Below are 17265 nucleotides of genomic sequence, written 5' to 3' on the forward strand. Positions count from 1 at the left end.
GATCCCCCCCTTGAACGCTACAGCGGTTCACCCGCGAGAAGTTTACAAAGCTTTCACAACCACCCGAGCGGGGACCGACGCCATCGCCGGAAGATATTACACTTACTCAGCGGCTTGCAGAAGCCGGTGAAATGATGGGCATTGAAGTGCTCGATCATGTCATTGTCGGTGAAGATCTAGATTACTTAGCCCACATCTGCTCAGCAGCTAGGCGGGGCTATTTGACATTACCAGACGCTCACCGATAATACAAAAAGCACAGGAAGTGTGGATCTCCTGTGCTTCTTAATTCTTAAGCTATCCGTCGATGGATATTACTCTGTTGGCCGGGTCCCAACCTACTTGATATCCCAATGTTTCTCCGATAAAACGAAGGGGGATGAAGATGCTGTCACTAAATGATTGGGCTGGTTCTGGAAGTTGTTTGGACTCTCCGTTTACCGTTGCGCTCGCGCCTTGGAGACCGATTTGAATGTTTAGTTTCCCCTTTACAATCGTGGCTAATTTCTTCTTTGCGTCGTAGGTTACTTTCGCGCCCAACTGTTCGAATACTCCCCTTAACGGAATCAGAGTCGTTCCGTTAATAATAACGGGGGACAGGGACATGACAGCTTCTTTTCCGTTAATCGAAATCCCAATCGGTTTTGCAACAAGGGTCGGTTTCTCTATTACTTTCTTTAGGCTGCCGACTCCAAGCTGACCGTTCTCATTATTTCCCCAAGCGAGTACCCGCCCATCGCCAAGGAGGGCATAGACGTAATCCTGGCCTCCCCCGATATGCTTGGCAGTGCCATCCAAAACAACATTAGTTGTATGGTTGTCTCCAGGTTTCCACAGCCAGACGCGATTATCAGAGTCAAGGGCGAGGTATCCGAATTCAGACAGCGCAACCTCCGAAATATGGTGTAATGAGTTAACTTGCGCCGGCTTATCAGGTTGATCGGACGCCCAGAACCAAACTGTCCCGTCGTCCTTCACAGCAACGTTAGCTGAGTGAAAGGCATTTATGCTTTTTATATGATTCAAGTTGACCTTTGTGACAGACTTATCCGCGCTCCATTCGTAAACCTCGCCATCTGCTGTCAGGGCTAGGGAGTGGAAAGATCCACTATCGATGACTTTTGCGTTTTGGATCCCTGATACGGGGGCTGGCATGTTCTCGGAATCCTTGCCCCACTGCCATACTGTCCCATCTTTCTTTAAGGCGAAGGTGTTCTCTTGGCTAGCTGACACGGAAATCACGTTGTCCACACCGGGTAGTTGTTTTGGCGTTTTGGATACTGAATTCTTGATGCTATCCATTCCCCATGTCCATACGGTTCCGTCCTCTTTCAAGCCGACCGCATGGTTGAAGCCATCTACGATTTGTTTGAAATCAAGTGGAACATACACGGGAGCAATCGAATATACTCCGTCATAGCCGTTGCCAAAAGTCCCCGTATAATTGGAACCCCAAGCGGTAAACTGACCGTTGTCGAGTTTCGCCCACGTTGTTTTGCCTTCGCCGGAAAAGACTTGACTGGCTTTTAATGTATTACTACCTGGTTCCGCATAACTCGGAGCAATCATGCTTGTAACAGCTACTGTTGATATAACAGCGGCAAGCAATGTTTTTTTTAACATAAAATTCACTCCTTCTCCAAGTTTAATTGGGTTATTATTACTAGACTCAAAAAGCCCAGAAAATGTTTCTGAGGTCCTGAAAAACAGGACCTCCAATTGTATCTTCCTTATTTGGAAACAGAAATCGTTGCGTAGTAGCTACCGGTCGTTACGGTTGCGTAATCCTCAATCGTGTTTCCTGGTGTATAATTGACTCCGTCAATTCGAACGTTGGAAAATTTGGCGTGTGTTTTCCCTTGTACGACAGTTGACGTGTCTAGGGGATCCTTTGCAATTGTGGCAAGTACTTTCCAATTGCCAATCGAGGTGACATTAGTATTAGCAACTTCTAAGATGGATGTGAGGGGCGTTTGTTGCTTTGTTGTGCAACTCGAATTTGCGCAGTTGGCAGTACCTATCGTTTTAAAGCGGACGGCGTTACTGATGGTACTGTCTGAATAATTTCTCCAGATGGCAAAGCCCACTTCCGTTCCAGGTACATAGCCGTTCTGATACTGAACTTGGTCATATCCAGTCTTATAGGTCATCGTCTTGTTATGGTTTCCGTTAAAGTAAATTAAAAAGGACGGTTTATGCTGCTCCCTCTGATCATGGCATGTCCTCTCCTTCGCCCCTATGTAATAACGTTCATCGACGTGCATTCTATATAAGTTAAACTATCATTTTACTCCCTTGCTTACATCGTATTCTTTCGCTCAACTTAGATTAAGAAGCCAGACCCATTTAGCGGCAGCTCTGCTTGCGAAATAAGAAAGCCCGAGTCTCCGAAATTTATACGTTCTTATTTCTAAAAAAAACCGACAGCCCGCTCTTGCAGGCCATCGGTTCTTTCGGGAAATGATCTCTATCGACTAGTGCTTTGGCTTTATTTTCCAGCAATCCGCCGGTACGTCGCCTCATCGGCAACCACATACAACCTCGCATCGGCCGGGATCAGCTCGCTTAACCGCCGGTTGATCGACATGTCGTTCCGGTCGGCCAGCAGGGTGGCGCCCTGTTCTAGCAGCGCCTGAAACGCCTCGCCATAGGTTTTCCAGGCCGGATTGCACGGAACTTCGTAGATATCGTCCCCGTGCTCGCGGCTAATGAGCTGGCTGATCACCGCCGAATTCCCCTCCTGCAGCGCAGCCCGCACCGCCAGGCTGGAGATCGCATCGTGGGACAGCACGAATTCGTTGACCTGGACAAACCGGAAGTTCTGAATGTGCTTCTCGTGCATGATTTCCACCGTTGTGTGCACCTCGGGCGCGATCCGTTCGATGCTCGAGGCGATCAGCAGCGACTTGCCGTCGGTCAGCGATGTTTCCTCGATCCGGGTGTCGGCGAAAATAATAGCCGCCCGCGCCCGCTCAATCCCGGCCTTGATCAGCGTCTCCGCGGACGAAGGATCCCCGCTGACAAAATGCACCTGGTGCATCTGCAGCGCCGGATGACGGTCCGTCTCATCGACGATGACGATCTGCGCCTTCGGGTCGTACGTGAGGATCTCGTCGATAGCGGACTTCGCCTTTCGGCTCCAATTGATTAAGATGACATGATTGCCTCCGTGAAAATTCAACGTTCCCGCCTCCCTTTGGCGCTGAATGCCCGCGATCGAATCGATGATTTTACCGATGACCAAGCTGAGCAGCCCGATACCGAAGATGTATAAAAACAGCGTAAATAGTTTACCGGCTACCGTAGCAGCAAAGAAGTCGCCGTACCCGACCGTGGCCATCGTCGTCATGACCCAATACAGGGTATTAAACCAGCTGTGAAAGGTAGACGGCTCGAGCAGATAGGCGATCGTTGCGCTCACCGTTACAAAAATAACAATAATCAGGCCAATCGTCGTTTTGCGCATCCGCATCATCCGGGCGGATAGCCGGAGGAAAAAATGCAGCGGTCTCACCCTCTCTTCAGCATGGCAGCTTGATCTACAGCTTTATACAATCAGGCTGCTGATGGCAAAAGCCATGCCGACGAACACCATGGACAAGAGGACGGCAACAGCCGTATTTCCCTTTTTCAGCTGCTCTGATATTTTAAAGCCCGGGGTCACCAGCTCGAAAATCCAGTACACGGCGATCAGGCAGACGTACCCGACGGCAAACCACATGGCCAAAAACCAAATGGACGTGTTCGTATAAGCCGCCACGCCGAGAATGATGGCCGTCCCCAAAAATTTGCCCCCAAGCGCGATGCCCACGGCCGTATTGCCTTTCTTCAGCTCTTCCATGTCCTTAAACGGCGTCATCCAGCTGAAGATCACCATCCCGAGCAGCTGTAGGATGATGATGACGATGACACTGACAACAATATTAACGACGACCATTAACTGGCCCACCCCCTGAATTTGGCGTATGCCGAATCGTAATCGGCGAAATCATGAACTTCCTCGAGTTTGACGGAAACTTTCTTCTTCTTCTCCAGTTCCTTGTAACGCGCATCGTCGATCGGCTGCTTGATCCGGTTGCCGGAAGGCAGCTCCACGACCGCAAAGTCCCGCGTCTGATCCTTGTATTTTGTTTGGTATACGCCGACCAGGTCGACTTCGGTCGTCACGTTAACTTTCAGATTGGCCAAGTCCTTCTTGGCCTCATCCTGCGTCTTGAACGTCTTGATCGTGTCCCAGGAGGACAGGCGGACGTCGGTCTTCTGGTTGGCACCGGTCGTCATCTCGGCGTCCATGTACTGCAAAGACCAAATTTTGTCCCCCGTAGCATAGTTGCCGTCATTAGGCATCAGCTCGTTGTCCGGAAGGACCGTCATGTCGCTGCCGATGAGATCGCCGACCGTTCCTTCGACAATCCGGTAATCCCAAGGAACCCGCGATACGTTCGTATCCTCCGACGTGGTTGTATCGAATACGGAGGGTTCATTGGAGGAGCATGCACTCAGCAGGAGCGCCGCCAGCAGGAACAGTCCCAGACCCGTCCGGAAGAACTTGTGGTAGGTCTTCATTTATTTCACTCCCATCGCGATAAAATGGCTCGTATTCCCCGTAATCAATCCGCCCGCTCTTCCGAGCAGCCCGCACGGCTGTCCGTTGATCACGAACATACCGGTCAGCAGGTGCCGCGGCCCTGCGGCGGTCTCAATCCGCGGGAGCTCCGCCCGCAGCTGATAGACGGACGGGAACAGGACGCTCGTGTCGAACCCGGCCTCGTCCTGGATATCCATCTCTCCTTGTTCGTTAAACATCCGCACCGATCCGCCCTCGCGGCCGAACATCGATTTGGACACATAGCTTCCCGAGAACACGGGCTTATTGTAGGTTGGCAAAATATATTTCTCCACCGTCTCCTGCTCCTGTTCGTCAAACAGGAGGCCCAGTTCATACAGGCCCCAGGCCGCCGCCAGCAGTCCTTTGGACTGCAGCAGGATGCTGTGTGGTCCGTTAAAAAGCGCAAGCTTGCCGGTCTCGATCGCATAGGCAAGCGCGTCCCCGCCGTCGTCGACGGCCATCCACTCCTTCGGGTACAGCGCGAACATCCGCTTGATTTCCCGGCCCGTCGCGTCCTTGACGATCCCCTCGTCGATCCACAGATCGAGGCAGTCGACGCAGGTCACGGGAAGGCCGCTGTGCTCCACCAGCGCCTCGATCGTTCCCGAGTCCTCGAGGTGGCTGCCATAGGCGACGCAGGCGGCGGTATCCGGGCGCTCCACGGCCCAGGCTGCCTTCACGAGCTCCTTCATTCGCCCGTTCGGCGTCGGAATTCCCGCTTCGCCGCATAGCCAAGGGGTCGCGATCGACGCTTCCACATAGCCGGTCGGCGTATCGGCGTTCAGCTCATACAGCTTGATGCTTCCGTCATGGCCGACCGCGTAATCGAACCGGGCATAGCGGCTGATCAGACCTTGCCCTGGAATCGGACAGTCGTCCAGCATATCCCACAAAATCTGCGGAATGCCGATCAGTTCATACAGGTCGCGGCGCTTGTGCACATAGCGGACCGTCTTGTCGAGCACGCCCCACAGCCTCGAGGAGGCCTCCTCGAGTTCGCGGTACGTCTCCCCGTTCATGACGACGATCTGGTCCAGCCAGTACTCCTCGTCCTCCAGATCGGCCCAGGCAAAGCCCAGCTGCCGCAGCTGCTCCACCCGCTCCGCGCGCTCGCCGGTTCCCGGGGCAAGCACCTTAAATACGCTGCTCATCCGCCAAAACCGCCGCTTCTGGAGCTGGAGTGGGAGCTCGAAGAGGAGCTGAATCCGCTTGACTTGCCGCCGATGCTGCCGGACGAAGACGACGTTCCTCTCCGGGTGATCGACCCGGTCGAAGTCGACGTCTTCGGGCGCACCGTTGAGCCGACGACCGGCTTGTTCTGGAACGTGCCGCTGGTATAGGACCGCGGCTTATACGTTTGGCTGGTGCCGGTGTAGTACGTCGGCCGGCCGTTGTAATAGTTGGTGGTAGAATAGCTGGATCCGCTGTTGAACAGCATGTGGTACAGCAGCAGGTCATCCCAGCCAAATCCGGAATGAGCCGAGCCGTAATTGTTAATGACGGTCGTTCCGCCGCCTGACGATCCGGAGCCTGTCGACGCCGATTGCCCCTCCTGGTCTTCCTCCGGCTTCTCCTTAAGCGGAATGTTCCAGTCCGCGTTTTTATCAAAATACTGTTTAACTTCCTCTGTCGACCAGGAGACCAGGATCGGTTCATCCGCCGCGGTCTGGTCACCTGATGTATTGGCCGACGCTCCGGCCGCTGTCGCTCCCGGGATCAGAAAGGCATTGGCCAGCAGCGCTACGCCCAGGGACGTGGACAATACCCGGGCAGCCTTCCCTTCCACCGGAAAACGTCTTGATCCGGATTCGTCGCTCCGCTTCGCCTTTTCTTCGTTTGCCATGATCGCATCTCCTTTCGCCGAGTTCCCTGTTACTCGTTTCGTATCTGCACCAGCAAAAGCTCAAGCTTGCCGGTATCGACATTCAGCCTTCCCTCAATCGTTTCGTATTCCTTGCCGCCGACGACGATATAGTTGACATGCTCCAGCGCAGCCACCATATTCATGCCCCATCTGCGCTCTTCCATCGTCCGCAGGCTGCCGTTTGACATCTTCTCGACCAAAATGACATCCATCTCATTTCCCATTTTCGTTACACCCCTTATTTCATTGCTTTGTACTTTACAGCATTTTTTTACGTCGGATCTTCCAGCGGGTTCCAAATGATTTTCACTTCCGACTATGAAAGGATGTACATATCCTCCCAAAACGCTCTCCATTCAAGCCTTGATGGCATTTTGTCAAATTTAAGTATAAATTGTCTGCTGCTGGAGGGAAACCAAAAGTTTGGGGTTTTTGCTGTTTTCCGAATCTTACCTGCCGAAACGATTGGAGAGATCGCAGTACGGTGGTATGATTCAAGGCATCGAACACAACTCTCGTGATGGAATAAAAAGTCGTTAGCGAGTCTTTTTGCCCGTGATAAAAGGCTGCCCCGGATTAAACGGAGCAGCCTTTTGCTGCAGCGTTACTCTTATGCGTATTGGGCCTGTCCTCGCAGGTGCGGACGCGGTCAAGCGCGGAATGGCACGCTCCAACCGGGGCCCCAGCTCCCTTGAGCTCAGCCTCCCTTTTGTTTCGTCTTGTTGATCATCGCCCGGCTCTTCTCCAGGTAGTCCACCGACTGGTCATAGCTGCGGCTGGCGACACCCAGGTACAGCATGTCGATGATGTTCAGCTGGGTAATCCGGGAGGCGGTGGCCCCGCTGCGGATATCGTTTTCAGTCGATGAAGTGTACAGCTGGATGTCGGCAATCTCGCTCAGCGGCGAATTTCCGTATTTCGTAATGCAGATCGTCACCGCCCCCGCCTCCTTGGCGGCTTTCATGCCGGAGATGACATAGTCCGTTTTGCCGGAATACGAAATGCCGACGGCGGCATCCCGCTCCGTGAGCAGCACTGAAGAGGTCAGCTGCAGATGCGGGTCGGCAAACGAAAAGCTAGGCTTGTTGATCCGCAGAAACTTGTGCTGCGCATCCTGGGCGATGAGGTTCGAAGCGCCGATCCCGAAGAAAAAAATCCGCTCCGCTCGGCCGAGCGCCTCGATCGCCTGCTCAACCATGTGCTTGTCCAGCACCTTAACCGTGTTGCGGATCGACTGAATATTGTTATTCGTCACATTATGAATAATGGCATCCACCGAGTCATGCGGGCGGATCTCCTGATACCCTCCGGGCTCCTCCTGGCCTTCCTGCAGGTCGCCCGCCACCTTGAGCATCAGCTCCTGGTAGCTCTTAAATCCGGCCGATTTGCACAATCTGACGACGGCGGCCTGGCTCCCCCCGCTCCGGCGGGACAACTCGGCGATCGAAAGTCCGATCATCTCCCCCGGGTGCTGCAGAATAAAATCGGCTACCTTGCGCTCCGATGGTGTAATGTCATCCAGAATTTCCCGCAGTCGGACTATTCCTCCGTTCATGTCATTCCTCACTTTCGCTGGCTCGAAAATATGGATCCGTTAGGATCCGCTGACCTTCACAAAACTGGAAAATGTTCACAGACCTTATCCCTCTATTTTAAAGGAATCATACTCCCGAGATAAAGTGATTTTTTAAAGATATCCGCACGCATCCGAGGTTCCTCCATCTCCGAGATCCGGCCTGGTTGTCGCCCGATGGGTCTAATGGTAGAATACACCTGATTTTACCAGTATGGTTTTGGAACGAGCTGAGCCAGGAGAAAGGTGAGATGAGCTGAGATGAGTGTAGACATCATTATAAAAGGAGCCGTCTGCCATAGCGCAGACAGCTCCTTTTTTTGATTTCAGAAAGGATACGTGGCGGTTTGAAGGGGATCCGCTTATCGATGGTCAAACAGGATATCCGCAGTGAGTTGGATGTGGGTCTTAAAAATCTCGACGGCACGATCGCCATCACGGCTTACTACGGCATCCGCTAATGCCTTATGTTCGGCGCGGCCATCACGAACGGACTGCTGCGGGGGTGAATAATGCCGATAAAATTCGCTTAAATCCCACAGGCGTCTGCAAATATCCAGAAGCACCGGATTGGGACATGCAGCGATAAGTTCGTAATGAAATTGACGGTGAATGTCGGACCATTCTTCGCGAACGACGAGCTTTGGATGACCATCCTCGTACTCGGGTGTTTGCGATAGTTTATGGTGAACAGCGATGACATTGGATTCCCATGTGAGATCGCCGTGAGCGATGGACAGGCGTAAGGCTGCCGATTCATTGATCAACCGCGCTTCGATGATGCTTTTCAGTTCTTCTTCCGACGCCGTCTTCACGGAAAATCCGTGATTCGGGTTCTGTATGACGAGGCCTTGGGTCGCTAAACGGGTTAGCGCTTCCCGAACGACGGCAACCGAGACTTCGAAACCTTTGGCTAGTTCCGAAACGGTTAATGGAGCGCCCGGTTCATATTGTCCGTCCAAAATATCATACCTCAGTTTTTTTGTGACATTTTCACTTAAAGTGGACGAACCGTTTCTTTTGGCCATGAAGCCGACACCATCCTTTATGCATATCGGGATTGTACACGTTTAAATAATTTACACCGAAACCTACAAAAATACAATAATAAGTCGATAATCCACATACAAAAAGATTTTTATTTACAGAATCGATTCTTGAATATATAATCGACTCATACAAAAAAGGAGGAGTTTACAATGAACAACCCATTTGCCAAATTGCCGGAAGTTGAAGCCTTTCGGTTAACGAGTCATGATATTGCGGAGGGTCTTCCCCTGCCTCCCCAGCAATACGCTTCTGGAGTGGAAGGCGGTAAAGATCTTTCGCCCCATTTGAAATGGTCCGGTGCGCCCGAAGGGACGAAGAGCTACGCCGTAACCGCATATGACCCGGATGCCCCGACCGGATCGGGCTTCTGGCACTGGGCCGTCATCAACATCCCTGCCAATGTCACCGAGCTGCCGACTGGTGCAGGCGACGAGCATGGCACCGGCTTGCCGCAAGGCGCCCTGCAGCTGCCGAACGATGCCCGGCTCGAACGGTTTATCGGTGCGGCGCCTCCAGCGGGACATGGTCCGCATCGGTATTATTTTGTCGTTCATGCGCTGGATGTCGAGGATATCGGCGTTGACCGTAGCGCCACGCCGGCCGTCTTAGGATTCACCATGCTGGGTCATACGCTGGGGAGAGCCGTGCTCGTGGCTACAGGGGAAAGCAAGTAACCCAAACCGTTTGTCGATGGAATGAAAAGAGAGTTTGTTTGTTTGTGTTGTTGCCGCCGGTATAGAGCATCGAGGCAGGAACGGCACGACAAATGCACCGAGCGAAGCCGAGTTAAGTACGGAGGTGGCTGTGAGATTGAACGATCCAATTCATCAAAGCATATGCCCCCTGTGCCATCAGCCAATTAAAGATTTGAAGCACACGATCATATGCGGCTGCGGGAGCAAAATAAGAAAACCGTCTATCGACGTACCTTCAAAGAAGACAGACCGCGTTTAGCTGAAGTTTTTCTTGCGATTATAGAATGGTTCAGCTTCGCTGAAATTTATAAATTCTATAATCTTTAAAAACACCATCAAATTCAAATAACCCAGTAAGCAAAAAAAGGTACCCGTACACGAAACACTTTTTGAAGTGTCAGTGTACGGGTACCTTTTCAGTTCCCTAACCTTTCTTTCTGTAGCAAACGGCGGCACGGTTTACCCCTGCATTCGGTCTTCAACGTAACGCCGCTCAAGGCCAACCTTTTCCTTATCTCGCTTCGATTTTTTTCTCTATACACCATTTGATCACGTACAAAAAGGCGACGCACAGCAGCCCCTCAAACACGATGGAGCCCCAGGTTTGCCAGGCAGACAGGAGACCCGGCAGCTCCCGGGCCAGCACGCCGGACTGAGAGCTCCACTGCAGATCCACGCTTCCGAACAACGCGGACGAATCCTGGCCGAACAGAAAGTCTTCAACATAAGACAGGACGATGGTCAGGACGATAAAAATCAGCAGTCCGACCCAAAACACGCCCTTGGTTACCAGGCTGCGCGCCAAGGCGATCGTCATATAAAAGGTCAAAAAGCCGTATACGAGCAGAAACAGATATTCTACAACGATCAGCACGATGGCCCAGACCGGAATCTGGCCGGCCCAGCTGAATCCGCCCCCTAAGTTGACCACCATATAGGCAGTGAATGCCGCTCCAATTACGGTCAGCACCAGCGAGTTAAGCAATCCGTACAGCAGGGAAGCTCCCACGTAAGACAAGGCACCTACCGGTACGAGCCGGCGGCTGACCGTAGAGATGTTGTAGTCAAACACACGGAGGCTGGAAATGAAGTAAATCACCGAGACTGCGCCGAAGAACAGGACCGAGAGGACAATTTTGACTTCATCCGTGGCCCTGGACCAGAGGAGGACGAACTCGCACAGGAGGAGAATCGCCATCCCGCCGAGCAGCAGCGTCGCGTTGCGCTTTAAATCGTATTTTAACAGCTTGATCATTCGCCAAACACCTCTTTAAACAGATCGTCAATGCCTTTTCCACGGTTGATGCGGATGCTCTCGACTTCCTCGTGCAGGACGATGACGCCGTCTTGGATGAACATGACTTCATCAAAAATCCGCTCCATATCGCGCACCAGATGCGTGCTGACGATCAGGCTGCTGTCTTCGCTGTAGAAGCGGACGATCGCGTCCAGAATTTTACCCCGGGCCACCGGATCCACGCCGCCGATCGGCTCGTCAAGCAGATACAGGTTCACTTGGCGGGAGAGGGCCAGCGTCAGCTGCAGCCGTTCGCCCATGCCCTTGGAAAGGGAGCTGACCCGGTCGTTCTCCTTCAAATTCATAAAGTCGAGCATCTCGCGCGCCTTATCCAAGTCGAAATCATCATAGAAATCCCGGTAAAAAGCAACCGCATCCTTCACGCGCATCCAGCTCTCCGTCAGCGGAAGGTCCGGCATATAAGAGATCAGGCTGCGCGTTTCCTTGCCCACCGGCTTGCCCAGCACGGAAATGCTTCCCGCGGTAGGCGGCGTCAGCCCGGCGGCGATCCGCATCAGCGTGCTCTTCCCGCTGCCGTTCGACCCGAGCAGGCCGACGATCCGGCCCGGTCCGATGCGCAGTGACACGCTGTTCAGCGCCAGCTTGCCTCCGTATTTCTTGGATACGCCGTCAACTTTGAGCAGTGTTTCCACCCTTAGCCCCCTCCTTTACGCCTTGCTTTCGGTCCTCCGCGACCGCCTCGCTTACGATGGAGACGATGTCTTGATTTTTGAACCCCAGCTCCTGCATGCCATGGATAAACTGGTGAAGCAATTCGCCCGCCATTTCCTTTTTAATCGCCATAATCTTCGATTCCTCGCTTGTCACATATCTTCCCAGCCCGCGCCGGGTCTCTACGACTTCCTCGCGTTCCAGCTCCTGAAACGTGCGCTGGATCGTGTTCGGGTTGATCTGCAGGTCGGCCGCCAGTTCCCTTACGGAAGGGATTTTATCGCCCGGCTGCAGGATGCCTGAGACAATTTGTCTCTTGATATGGTTCATGATTTGCAGATAGATCGGCAAATTGTTGTCGAATTCAATACTCACTTCAGGACAGACTCCTTTCGCCGTCAGCTTACGTTCCCGCGCATCAGGCTATATCACGTTTCTTAAACGTAACAAAGCTGGCGACAAGAAACAAGACGAGATATGCCGCCAGAACGGCGATGGAAAAGCCCAGGCTCATCCCCTGAATCGGTGCGTGACCGCCCTGACTGTACACCGACAGGTCTGCGTTCGGGAACAGCACGTATTTATAGAAGCTTTTCGGAATAACGATTCCGCTGAACATCACCGAGGCCATGCCTACACCCATCGCGGCTCCCGTCGACCGGGTCAGCACCCCCATCATAAAGGCCAGTGTCATGAAAATGATGCTGTACACCAGCGTGCTGCCTCCGGCCACCAGCACATCCCGCCAGCCGGCTTCCCCTGCATCCGTGCCGAAGAAGAACGCACCCGCTGCGAAGCTCAGCACCGTCAGCCATACGGCCAACGACAGCGTAAACAGGACGGCCGCCGTGTACTTGGATGCCAAAACTGCGGACCGGCTCTGCCCGCGGATCAGCAGGAACTTGATCGTTCCTTGGCCGTGCTCCCCGGATACGATGCCGGCCGTGAAGATGATCGCCAGCATGGCCGTCATTTGGCCAAAGCCGCTCATACCCGCCATCAACACCGTATAATCCAGGGCGCTCGCCCCTGTCAGCATCTCGCCACCCCAACGCTTCAGAATCCAGCCCAGGGCGATTGCGGCCACTGCAGCGATGGCATAAGGAATGAAGAAGCTGCGCTTCTTGGCCATCTTGAGCCATTCGTTGACCACCAGCAAAGAAAAACTACGCAATTTGGTTTCCTCCCGTCCATTTCAGGAATTCGTCTTCTAGAGACTGCTTGAGCTCGGTAATGAGGTAAATCGGGATCCTGCCGCTGCCCAGCCGCTCCACTACCCCCGGAATGTCCTTGTACTGCAAGGAAAGAATCATCTCGCTTTGTTCCGGGTTCACCGCCAGTACCTCGGCCAGATCCAGCCCTTCGAGCAGCCTCTTCGCCTCTTCCAGGCGGCCGACGCGGAACATGACGCGCATCGCTTCCTGCTGCCCCGGCTGCACCGCTTCCCCGCTGCCTCCGCCAATGGAGCGGACCGTCACCAGCTTGCCGTCTTGAATGACGACGACCCGGCTGCACAGCTGCTCCATTTCAAGCAGGAGGTGACTCGACACCAGGATGGAGATGCCTTCTTCGCGGGCGATATTTTTGAGATAGTCGCGCATCTCCCGGATGCCCGCCGGATCCAGGCCGTTCGTCGGCTCATCCAGAATCAGGACCGACGGCTCATGCAGCAGCGCCTGGGCGATGCCGAGCCGCTGGCGCATGCCGAGCGAGTAGGCTTTGACCTTCTTCTTCATGGCCTGCTCCAGCCCTACGAGCCGGACGACCTCGTCGATCCGCTCCCGGCTGATCCAGGGATTCATCCGCTGATACTGCTTCAAATTATCGTATCCGGTCATATACGGGTAGAACTCCGGGTTCTCGATAATCGCCCCGATATGGCGGATCGCCTGCTTCCAGTCGTTGCGGATGCTGCTCCCGCGGACCAGCACATCTCCCTCCGTCATCCCGATCAATCCGGCGATCATGCGGATGGTTGTCGTCTTGCCCGCACCGTTGGGCCCCAGCAGGCCTACCACTTCGCCTTTATGCACATCAAAAGAAAGCTGGCTGACGATCCACTTGCTTCCGATCCGTTTCGATACCCCTTGGAGTGAAAGAACCGGCGCATCGGCGTCCGCCTGCATATTTGTTCGATGGTTCATGCTCACAACTCCCTTGTATTAGTGTTATAGTTGGATAGTACACTAGAACATTGAGATTGTAAAGCCCAATCATGTTGTTTCGGAGTAAATTTTCTTTGTGTCACTCCGACCAAGCCGCGCAGTTTGTAGGAAAATTTGAGAAAAAAAATTCGGCGACCACTCTCCGGTAAAATACCGGGAAGCGATCGCCGTGCAGTGTGATCCTCTTTTATACTTTTCAATCGGCGCAGGCCGTTTTCTCATGTAACAAGCTGGTTTTTATTATAAAACGGCCCATCTACTAGTTACGCTTCAAACATTACCGTTAAAGCGCTCTTGGGCGGCATCTCAAGCTGCAATGCCTCTTTTCCGTGCAGCTGAACAGCTACACTCTCCGATGCTTCACTGTCGTTAAACATAACGGCTGCAATAGAGCCATCCGTATTTTTAAAGGCAACGGAGCGGATCAGATCATTGCTGGTCGAAGCAATACGACGCGCTTTTGGACGGATCCCCTTGCTGAAATGCGCCAGCGCATAGTAGTCCAGCGTATAGGTTAGTTCCTTCGTATGTTGATTCACGGTCACAATACCGCGACAGGTGCTTGTACCAAAGCCGGGTACGGTAGGGCCATTTTTCTCATCCAGTGCCATATTCCACAAGACGTAAGACTTGCTATGATTGCGGAGAATCTCGATACCTGTCCGCATGACATTCGAGAAGGCTTGCTCAAACGGCGGAATCCACTCCCCGCCCGACCCTTCCGTGAAATGGACCTCTTTATCAGGGAAAACCTCGAATACGTCCGATTGGGCTGACGGCTTCCCGCCGTACCAGTGCCAAGCGACACCATCCACCGCATCGCCGGCCTGCTCTAACACCGTCAGCGGGTAGTCGGGTTTATCCCAATTGTGATCATAGCAGAGGATTTTCGTATCGATATGATTCTTCACGAATTGCGGCTTCAGGTGATTCTTAATGAAATCACTTTGTGCCTCAGGCAGCATGATCATGCCGGGATAATGACCTGGTGAATACAAGGCCTCATTTTGCGGTGTCACCGCATAGATAGGCAGACCTTTAGATGCATACTCCTGAATATAACGGACGAAATAATGGGCATAAACCGGATAGCACTCTTGCTTCAGCTCTCCGCCGATCATCGACCCGCTTGTCTTCATCCAGCCAGGCGGGCTCCAGGGCGAACCCATCAGCTTGATATCCGGATTCAATCGCAGCGCTTCCTGCAGGAGTGGAATAATATCGTCCTCATCATGTGCAATGGAAAACTGCTTCAGCTCCATATCGGACTGGCCTTCCGGCAGATCATTATAACTGTAGAAGTCACGTGCATAATCAGACGCGCCCATGGGCTGGCGCAGTACCGACAAACCAATCCCTTCATTCGGATCGAACAATTGTGTCATAAGCTCCGAACGCTGCTCGGCCCCCAGTACTTGATGAATCAGATAAGCCGCGGAATCCGTGAAGGACGCGCCAAAGCCATCCATCTCCTGATACGTCCGCTCCTCATCGATAACAACCGTATTCAGCGGCGCAGTGGGAGATACAGGCGTAAGCTCCTCCTTCGTTTTCTTAATGAATAATTCCTCTTCCCCATTCGACTGGTAGATTGTCATGTTCAGCATGTTGTTCCCTCCAGATTTCTATATATCGTTTCCTATCCGTGAAAGCTTATTTCAGCCCAAGCTTTTCTTTGTTCGCTTTCATCTTCTCATTGCGAACCTCCACGATTTTGTCCCAATTGTTACTGTCCAGGAACTTTTTGTATTCATTCAAGAGGCTATCGAACGCAGCATCATCCTTCGAACGAATCATACTGATGAGTGTTGAGTTCCATTTGGTATTGATTGCGGCCAAAGAACGCGCTTCGGGTGTGCCTTGGTCAGGATTGATATTTTCCAGAATAAAGTGTGGTACCAGCTTCCCTTTACCCCATTCCTGCATTTGCTTGATGGCATCCGGGAATGCGTCACCACTGAGCGCTTTGTGGCGGTCATGGCCAAAGAACATGAATTCGCCCATGCGGTAATCCTTTTTAAAGGAATCCGGGTTGTTCAACTGAAGCTCCTTCACTGCAGGCAGGAACTCGACCTTTCCATCCGCGTTCACTTTATAGGTCTCGCCTTCAATACCATAGTTCATCAGCATTTGTCCTTCTTCGCTTAACAAGTAGGTGAAGAGCTGAATCGATTTAGCGGGATCCACATTATTTTTCGTAATAAAGCTGATCATCCAGCCTGTGATCCCGGATTGGTTCAGAGTCGGTGAATGCAAGGCCGTGCTTTGGGGTCCGTCAATCGCGATATACTCTTTGCCTTTATTATTACTGTAGAAGCTTTGCAGGTTGCCGCCCTGCTGCGGTGTTCCATCCAGTAGAATGGTTGCATATTTGCCGGCCTTGACCTTCTCTTCAAAAGCTGTTCCGTCATCGGCAAAGCTGTCATCGCTGATCGCCCCGGCTCTGTATACGGAATTAAGCGTCTTTACCCAAGTTAAATAGTCTTCATCGAGGTTACGGTTATAGAATCCGCCATTCTTGTCTTCCAGCGGCACGCCGATGAAGTCCTGAAGCGTATCGCCAAGCGATCCGGTTCCTTCACCAATGGAATTGAACCCGAATGGAATCAGGTCAGGGAATTTATTCTTGATATCCTGGAGGACAGCCTGAAATTGTTCTGGTGTGCCCATGACCGGCTTACCCAAGGCTTCGTAAACATCCTTACGGATGATAAATGCCGTTTTCGCAGGAATATTGCCGCTGTCATAGTCCTTTTGTGTATTGGAATAGTTCGGATATCCGTAGGTTTTGCCGTCCTTGAGCTTGAACCAGTTGAGCGTGTCTTGTGCAGCGACTTTATTGAAGTAGGGATCATATTTCTCAGCCAGATCATTTAACGGCAGCGCCCATGTAGCCGCTTTTTGTACCACCGGGGAGTTGGAGTCAAACGTTGTGATCAAATCCGGCATTTCCCCGCCGGCAAAAAACGTGTTCAATTTGGTATCGTCACCCGTGATGAACTTGATATTGATATTCAGATCTTCCTTGATTTTCTTGGTGACAACGTCCTTGCCGAAATCCGTATTCCACCAATCCGCATTTACATACCAAGTCAGGTTGGTTACCTCTTCTTTTTTATCCAGCTTCCAGGCCGGAGTCTCGGCATCCGGTGTATAACGGTCTTCGATTGAAACCCAATTCTCCTTCTTGGAGCCGGACTTGCCGCCCGATCCGCTGCAGCCGCTCACAACCAATACAACACTCATCAATGCAGTAATCAGTGTGAGTCCTTTCTTTCCAAAAGCTTTGTTCGTAAACATCCTATACCCTCCCTTTTAATTAAAGCGCTTTCCTGATAGA

18 protein-coding genes and 1 pseudogene are annotated in these 17265 nt (G+C 52.5%); 2 read left to right on the forward strand and 17 right to left on the reverse strand.

Annotated features, from left to right (window positions below; genetic code table 11):
- Positions 1-10: 10 nt before the first annotated feature.
- A pseudogene (locus MKY74_RS01270) lies at positions 11-248 on the forward strand (JAB domain-containing protein); the annotation flags it as partial.
- Positions 249-297: 49 nt separating this feature from the next.
- Here MKY74_RS01270 and MKY74_RS01275 read toward each other — a convergent pair.
- The 10 genes from MKY74_RS01275 to MKY74_RS01315 all read right to left on the reverse strand — a co-directional run bounded on the left by MKY74_RS01275 (position 298) and on the right by MKY74_RS01315 (position 9074).
- Positions 298-1623 carry a stalk domain-containing protein gene (locus MKY74_RS01275; protein WP_076172777.1) on the reverse strand — a complete coding sequence of 442 codons (1326 nt, stop codon included), beginning with the start codon at positions 1621-1623 and terminating at the stop codon, positions 298-300.
- Positions 1624-1730: 107 nt separating this feature from the next.
- Complete coding sequence (locus MKY74_RS35660) at positions 1731-2264, reverse strand: YrpD family protein (protein WP_076172776.1); 534 nt, start codon at positions 2262-2264, stop codon at positions 1731-1733.
- A 224-nt stretch (positions 2265-2488) separates the two neighbouring features.
- A complete protein-coding gene (locus MKY74_RS01280) occupies positions 2489-3466 on the reverse strand; it encodes a potassium channel family protein (RefSeq protein WP_341011513.1) in 978 nt (325 codons plus the stop codon).
- Between the two features lie 81 nt (positions 3467-3547).
- Entirely contained in the window at positions 3548-3937 is a 390-nt protein-coding gene (locus MKY74_RS01285; protein ID WP_076172775.1) for a DUF350 domain-containing protein, read from the reverse strand.
- Positions 3937-4566: a hypothetical protein gene (locus MKY74_RS01290; RefSeq protein WP_076172774.1), complete on the reverse strand. Its 630-nt coding sequence runs from the start codon at positions 4564-4566 to the stop codon at positions 3937-3939. The genes MKY74_RS01285 and MKY74_RS01290 overlap by 1 nt, the downstream gene beginning before the upstream one ends.
- Positions 4567-5760: a glutathionylspermidine synthase family protein gene (locus tag MKY74_RS01295; RefSeq protein ID WP_076172773.1), complete on the reverse strand. Its 1194-nt coding sequence runs from the start codon at positions 5758-5760 to the stop codon at positions 4567-4569.
- Positions 5757-6452 (reverse strand): hypothetical protein, encoded by a 696-nt coding sequence (locus MKY74_RS01300; protein WP_076172772.1) that lies wholly within the window; start codon positions 6450-6452, stop codon positions 5757-5759. The genes MKY74_RS01295 and MKY74_RS01300 overlap by 4 nt, the downstream gene beginning before the upstream one ends.
- A 29-nt stretch (positions 6453-6481) precedes the next feature.
- The gene (locus MKY74_RS01305) at positions 6482-6697 is read right to left on the reverse strand and encodes a hypothetical protein (protein ID WP_076172771.1); all 216 of its coding nucleotides are present in this window, start codon (positions 6695-6697) and stop codon (positions 6482-6484) included.
- 473 nt (positions 6698-7170) lie between these two features.
- Positions 7171-8028: a MurR/RpiR family transcriptional regulator gene (locus tag MKY74_RS01310; protein ID WP_076172770.1), complete on the reverse strand. Its 858-nt coding sequence runs from the start codon at positions 8026-8028 to the stop codon at positions 7171-7173.
- Between the two features lie 380 nt (positions 8029-8408).
- A complete protein-coding gene (locus MKY74_RS01315) occupies positions 8409-9074 on the reverse strand; it encodes a GntR family transcriptional regulator (RefSeq protein WP_076172769.1) in 666 nt (221 codons plus the stop codon).
- A gap of 171 nt (positions 9075-9245) precedes the next feature.
- Here MKY74_RS01315 and MKY74_RS01320 point away from each other — a divergent pair, with 171 nt between their 5' ends.
- Entirely contained in the window at positions 9246-9770 is a 525-nt protein-coding gene (locus MKY74_RS01320) for a YbhB/YbcL family Raf kinase inhibitor-like protein (protein WP_076172768.1), read from the forward strand.
- A 532-nt stretch (positions 9771-10302) separates the two neighbouring features.
- On the opposite strand, the gene MKY74_RS01325 is transcribed toward MKY74_RS01320, so the two are convergent.
- The 7 genes from MKY74_RS01325 to MKY74_RS01355 all read right to left on the reverse strand — a co-directional run bounded on the left by MKY74_RS01325 (position 10303) and on the right by MKY74_RS01355 (position 17225).
- On the reverse strand, positions 10303-11046 hold the full coding sequence (locus MKY74_RS01325; protein WP_076172767.1) for a hypothetical protein: 744 nt from the start codon (positions 11044-11046) through the stop codon (positions 10303-10305).
- Positions 11043-11741 (reverse strand): ABC transporter ATP-binding protein, encoded by a 699-nt coding sequence (locus MKY74_RS01330; RefSeq protein WP_076172766.1) that lies wholly within the window; start codon positions 11739-11741, stop codon positions 11043-11045. Before MKY74_RS01330 ends, MKY74_RS01325 begins: the two co-directional genes overlap by 4 nt.
- Complete coding sequence (locus MKY74_RS01335; RefSeq protein WP_076172765.1) at positions 11719-12135, reverse strand: GntR family transcriptional regulator; 417 nt, start codon at positions 12133-12135, stop codon at positions 11719-11721. Before MKY74_RS01335 ends, MKY74_RS01330 begins: the two co-directional genes overlap by 23 nt.
- A gap of 43 nt (positions 12136-12178) precedes the next feature.
- On the reverse strand, positions 12179-12934 hold the full coding sequence (locus MKY74_RS01340; RefSeq protein ID WP_076172764.1) for an ABC transporter permease: 756 nt from the start codon (positions 12932-12934) through the stop codon (positions 12179-12181).
- On the reverse strand, positions 12927-13904 hold the full coding sequence (locus MKY74_RS01345) for an ABC transporter ATP-binding protein (RefSeq protein ID WP_076172763.1): 978 nt from the start codon (positions 13902-13904) through the stop codon (positions 12927-12929). The genes MKY74_RS01340 and MKY74_RS01345 overlap by 8 nt, the downstream gene beginning before the upstream one ends.
- Positions 13905-14188: 284 nt before the next feature.
- The gene (locus MKY74_RS01350) at positions 14189-15532 is read right to left on the reverse strand and encodes a glycoside hydrolase family 30 protein (protein ID WP_076172762.1); all 1344 of its coding nucleotides are present in this window, start codon (positions 15530-15532) and stop codon (positions 14189-14191) included.
- A 46-nt stretch (positions 15533-15578) separates the two neighbouring features.
- Complete coding sequence (locus tag MKY74_RS01355) at positions 15579-17225, reverse strand: sugar ABC transporter substrate-binding protein (RefSeq protein WP_076172761.1); 1647 nt, start codon at positions 17223-17225, stop codon at positions 15579-15581.
- Positions 17226-17265: the final 40 nt, after the last annotated feature.

This window comes from Paenibacillus sp. FSL R5-0378 (genome assembly GCF_038009285.1).
In the GTDB taxonomy this organism is placed as follows: domain Bacteria; phylum Bacillota; class Bacilli; order Paenibacillales; family Paenibacillaceae; genus Paenibacillus_AQ; species Paenibacillus_AQ favisporus.

Coding starts and splice junctions, on each gene's coding strand:
- MKY74_RS01275 (WP_076172777.1), bottom strand. CDS start 1,623: ATGTTAAAAAAAACATTGCTTGCCGCTGTTATATCAACAGTAGCTGTT.
- MKY74_RS35660 (WP_076172776.1), bottom strand. CDS start 2,264: ATGCACGTCGATGAACGTTATTACATAGGGGCGAAGGAGAGGACATGC.
- MKY74_RS01280 (WP_341011513.1), bottom strand. CDS start 3,466: ATGCGCAAAACGACGATTGGCCTGATTATTGTTATTTTTGTAACGGTG.
- MKY74_RS01285 (WP_076172775.1), bottom strand. CDS start 3,937: ATGGTCGTCGTTAATATTGTTGTCAGTGTCATCGTCATCATCATCCTA.
- MKY74_RS01290 (WP_076172774.1), bottom strand. CDS start 4,566: ATGAAGACCTACCACAAGTTCTTCCGGACGGGTCTGGGACTGTTCCTG.
- MKY74_RS01295 (WP_076172773.1), bottom strand. CDS start 5,760: ATGAGCAGCGTATTTAAGGTGCTTGCCCCGGGAACCGGCGAGCGCGCG.
- MKY74_RS01300 (WP_076172772.1), bottom strand. CDS start 6,452: ATGGCAAACGAAGAAAAGGCGAAGCGGAGCGACGAATCCGGATCAAGA.
- MKY74_RS01305 (WP_076172771.1), bottom strand. CDS start 6,697: ATGGGAAATGAGATGGATGTCATTTTGGTCGAGAAGATGTCAAACGGC.
- MKY74_RS01310 (WP_076172770.1), bottom strand. CDS start 8,028: ATGAACGGAGGAATAGTCCGACTGCGGGAAATTCTGGATGACATTACA.
- MKY74_RS01315 (WP_076172769.1), bottom strand. CDS start 9,074: ATGGCCAAAAGAAACGGTTCGTCCACTTTAAGTGAAAATGTCACAAAA.
- MKY74_RS01320 (WP_076172768.1), top strand. CDS start 9,246: ATGAACAACCCATTTGCCAAATTGCCGGAAGTTGAAGCCTTTCGGTTA.
- MKY74_RS01325 (WP_076172767.1), bottom strand. CDS start 11,046: ATGATCAAGCTGTTAAAATACGATTTAAAGCGCAACGCGACGCTGCTG.
- MKY74_RS01345 (WP_076172763.1), bottom strand. CDS start 13,904: ATGAACCATCGAACAAATATGCAGGCGGACGCCGATGCGCCGGTTCTT.
- MKY74_RS01350 (WP_076172762.1), bottom strand. CDS start 15,532: ATGCTGAACATGACAATCTACCAGTCGAATGGGGAAGAGGAATTATTC.
- MKY74_RS01355 (WP_076172761.1), bottom strand. CDS start 17,225: ATGTTTACGAACAAAGCTTTTGGAAAGAAAGGACTCACACTGATTACT.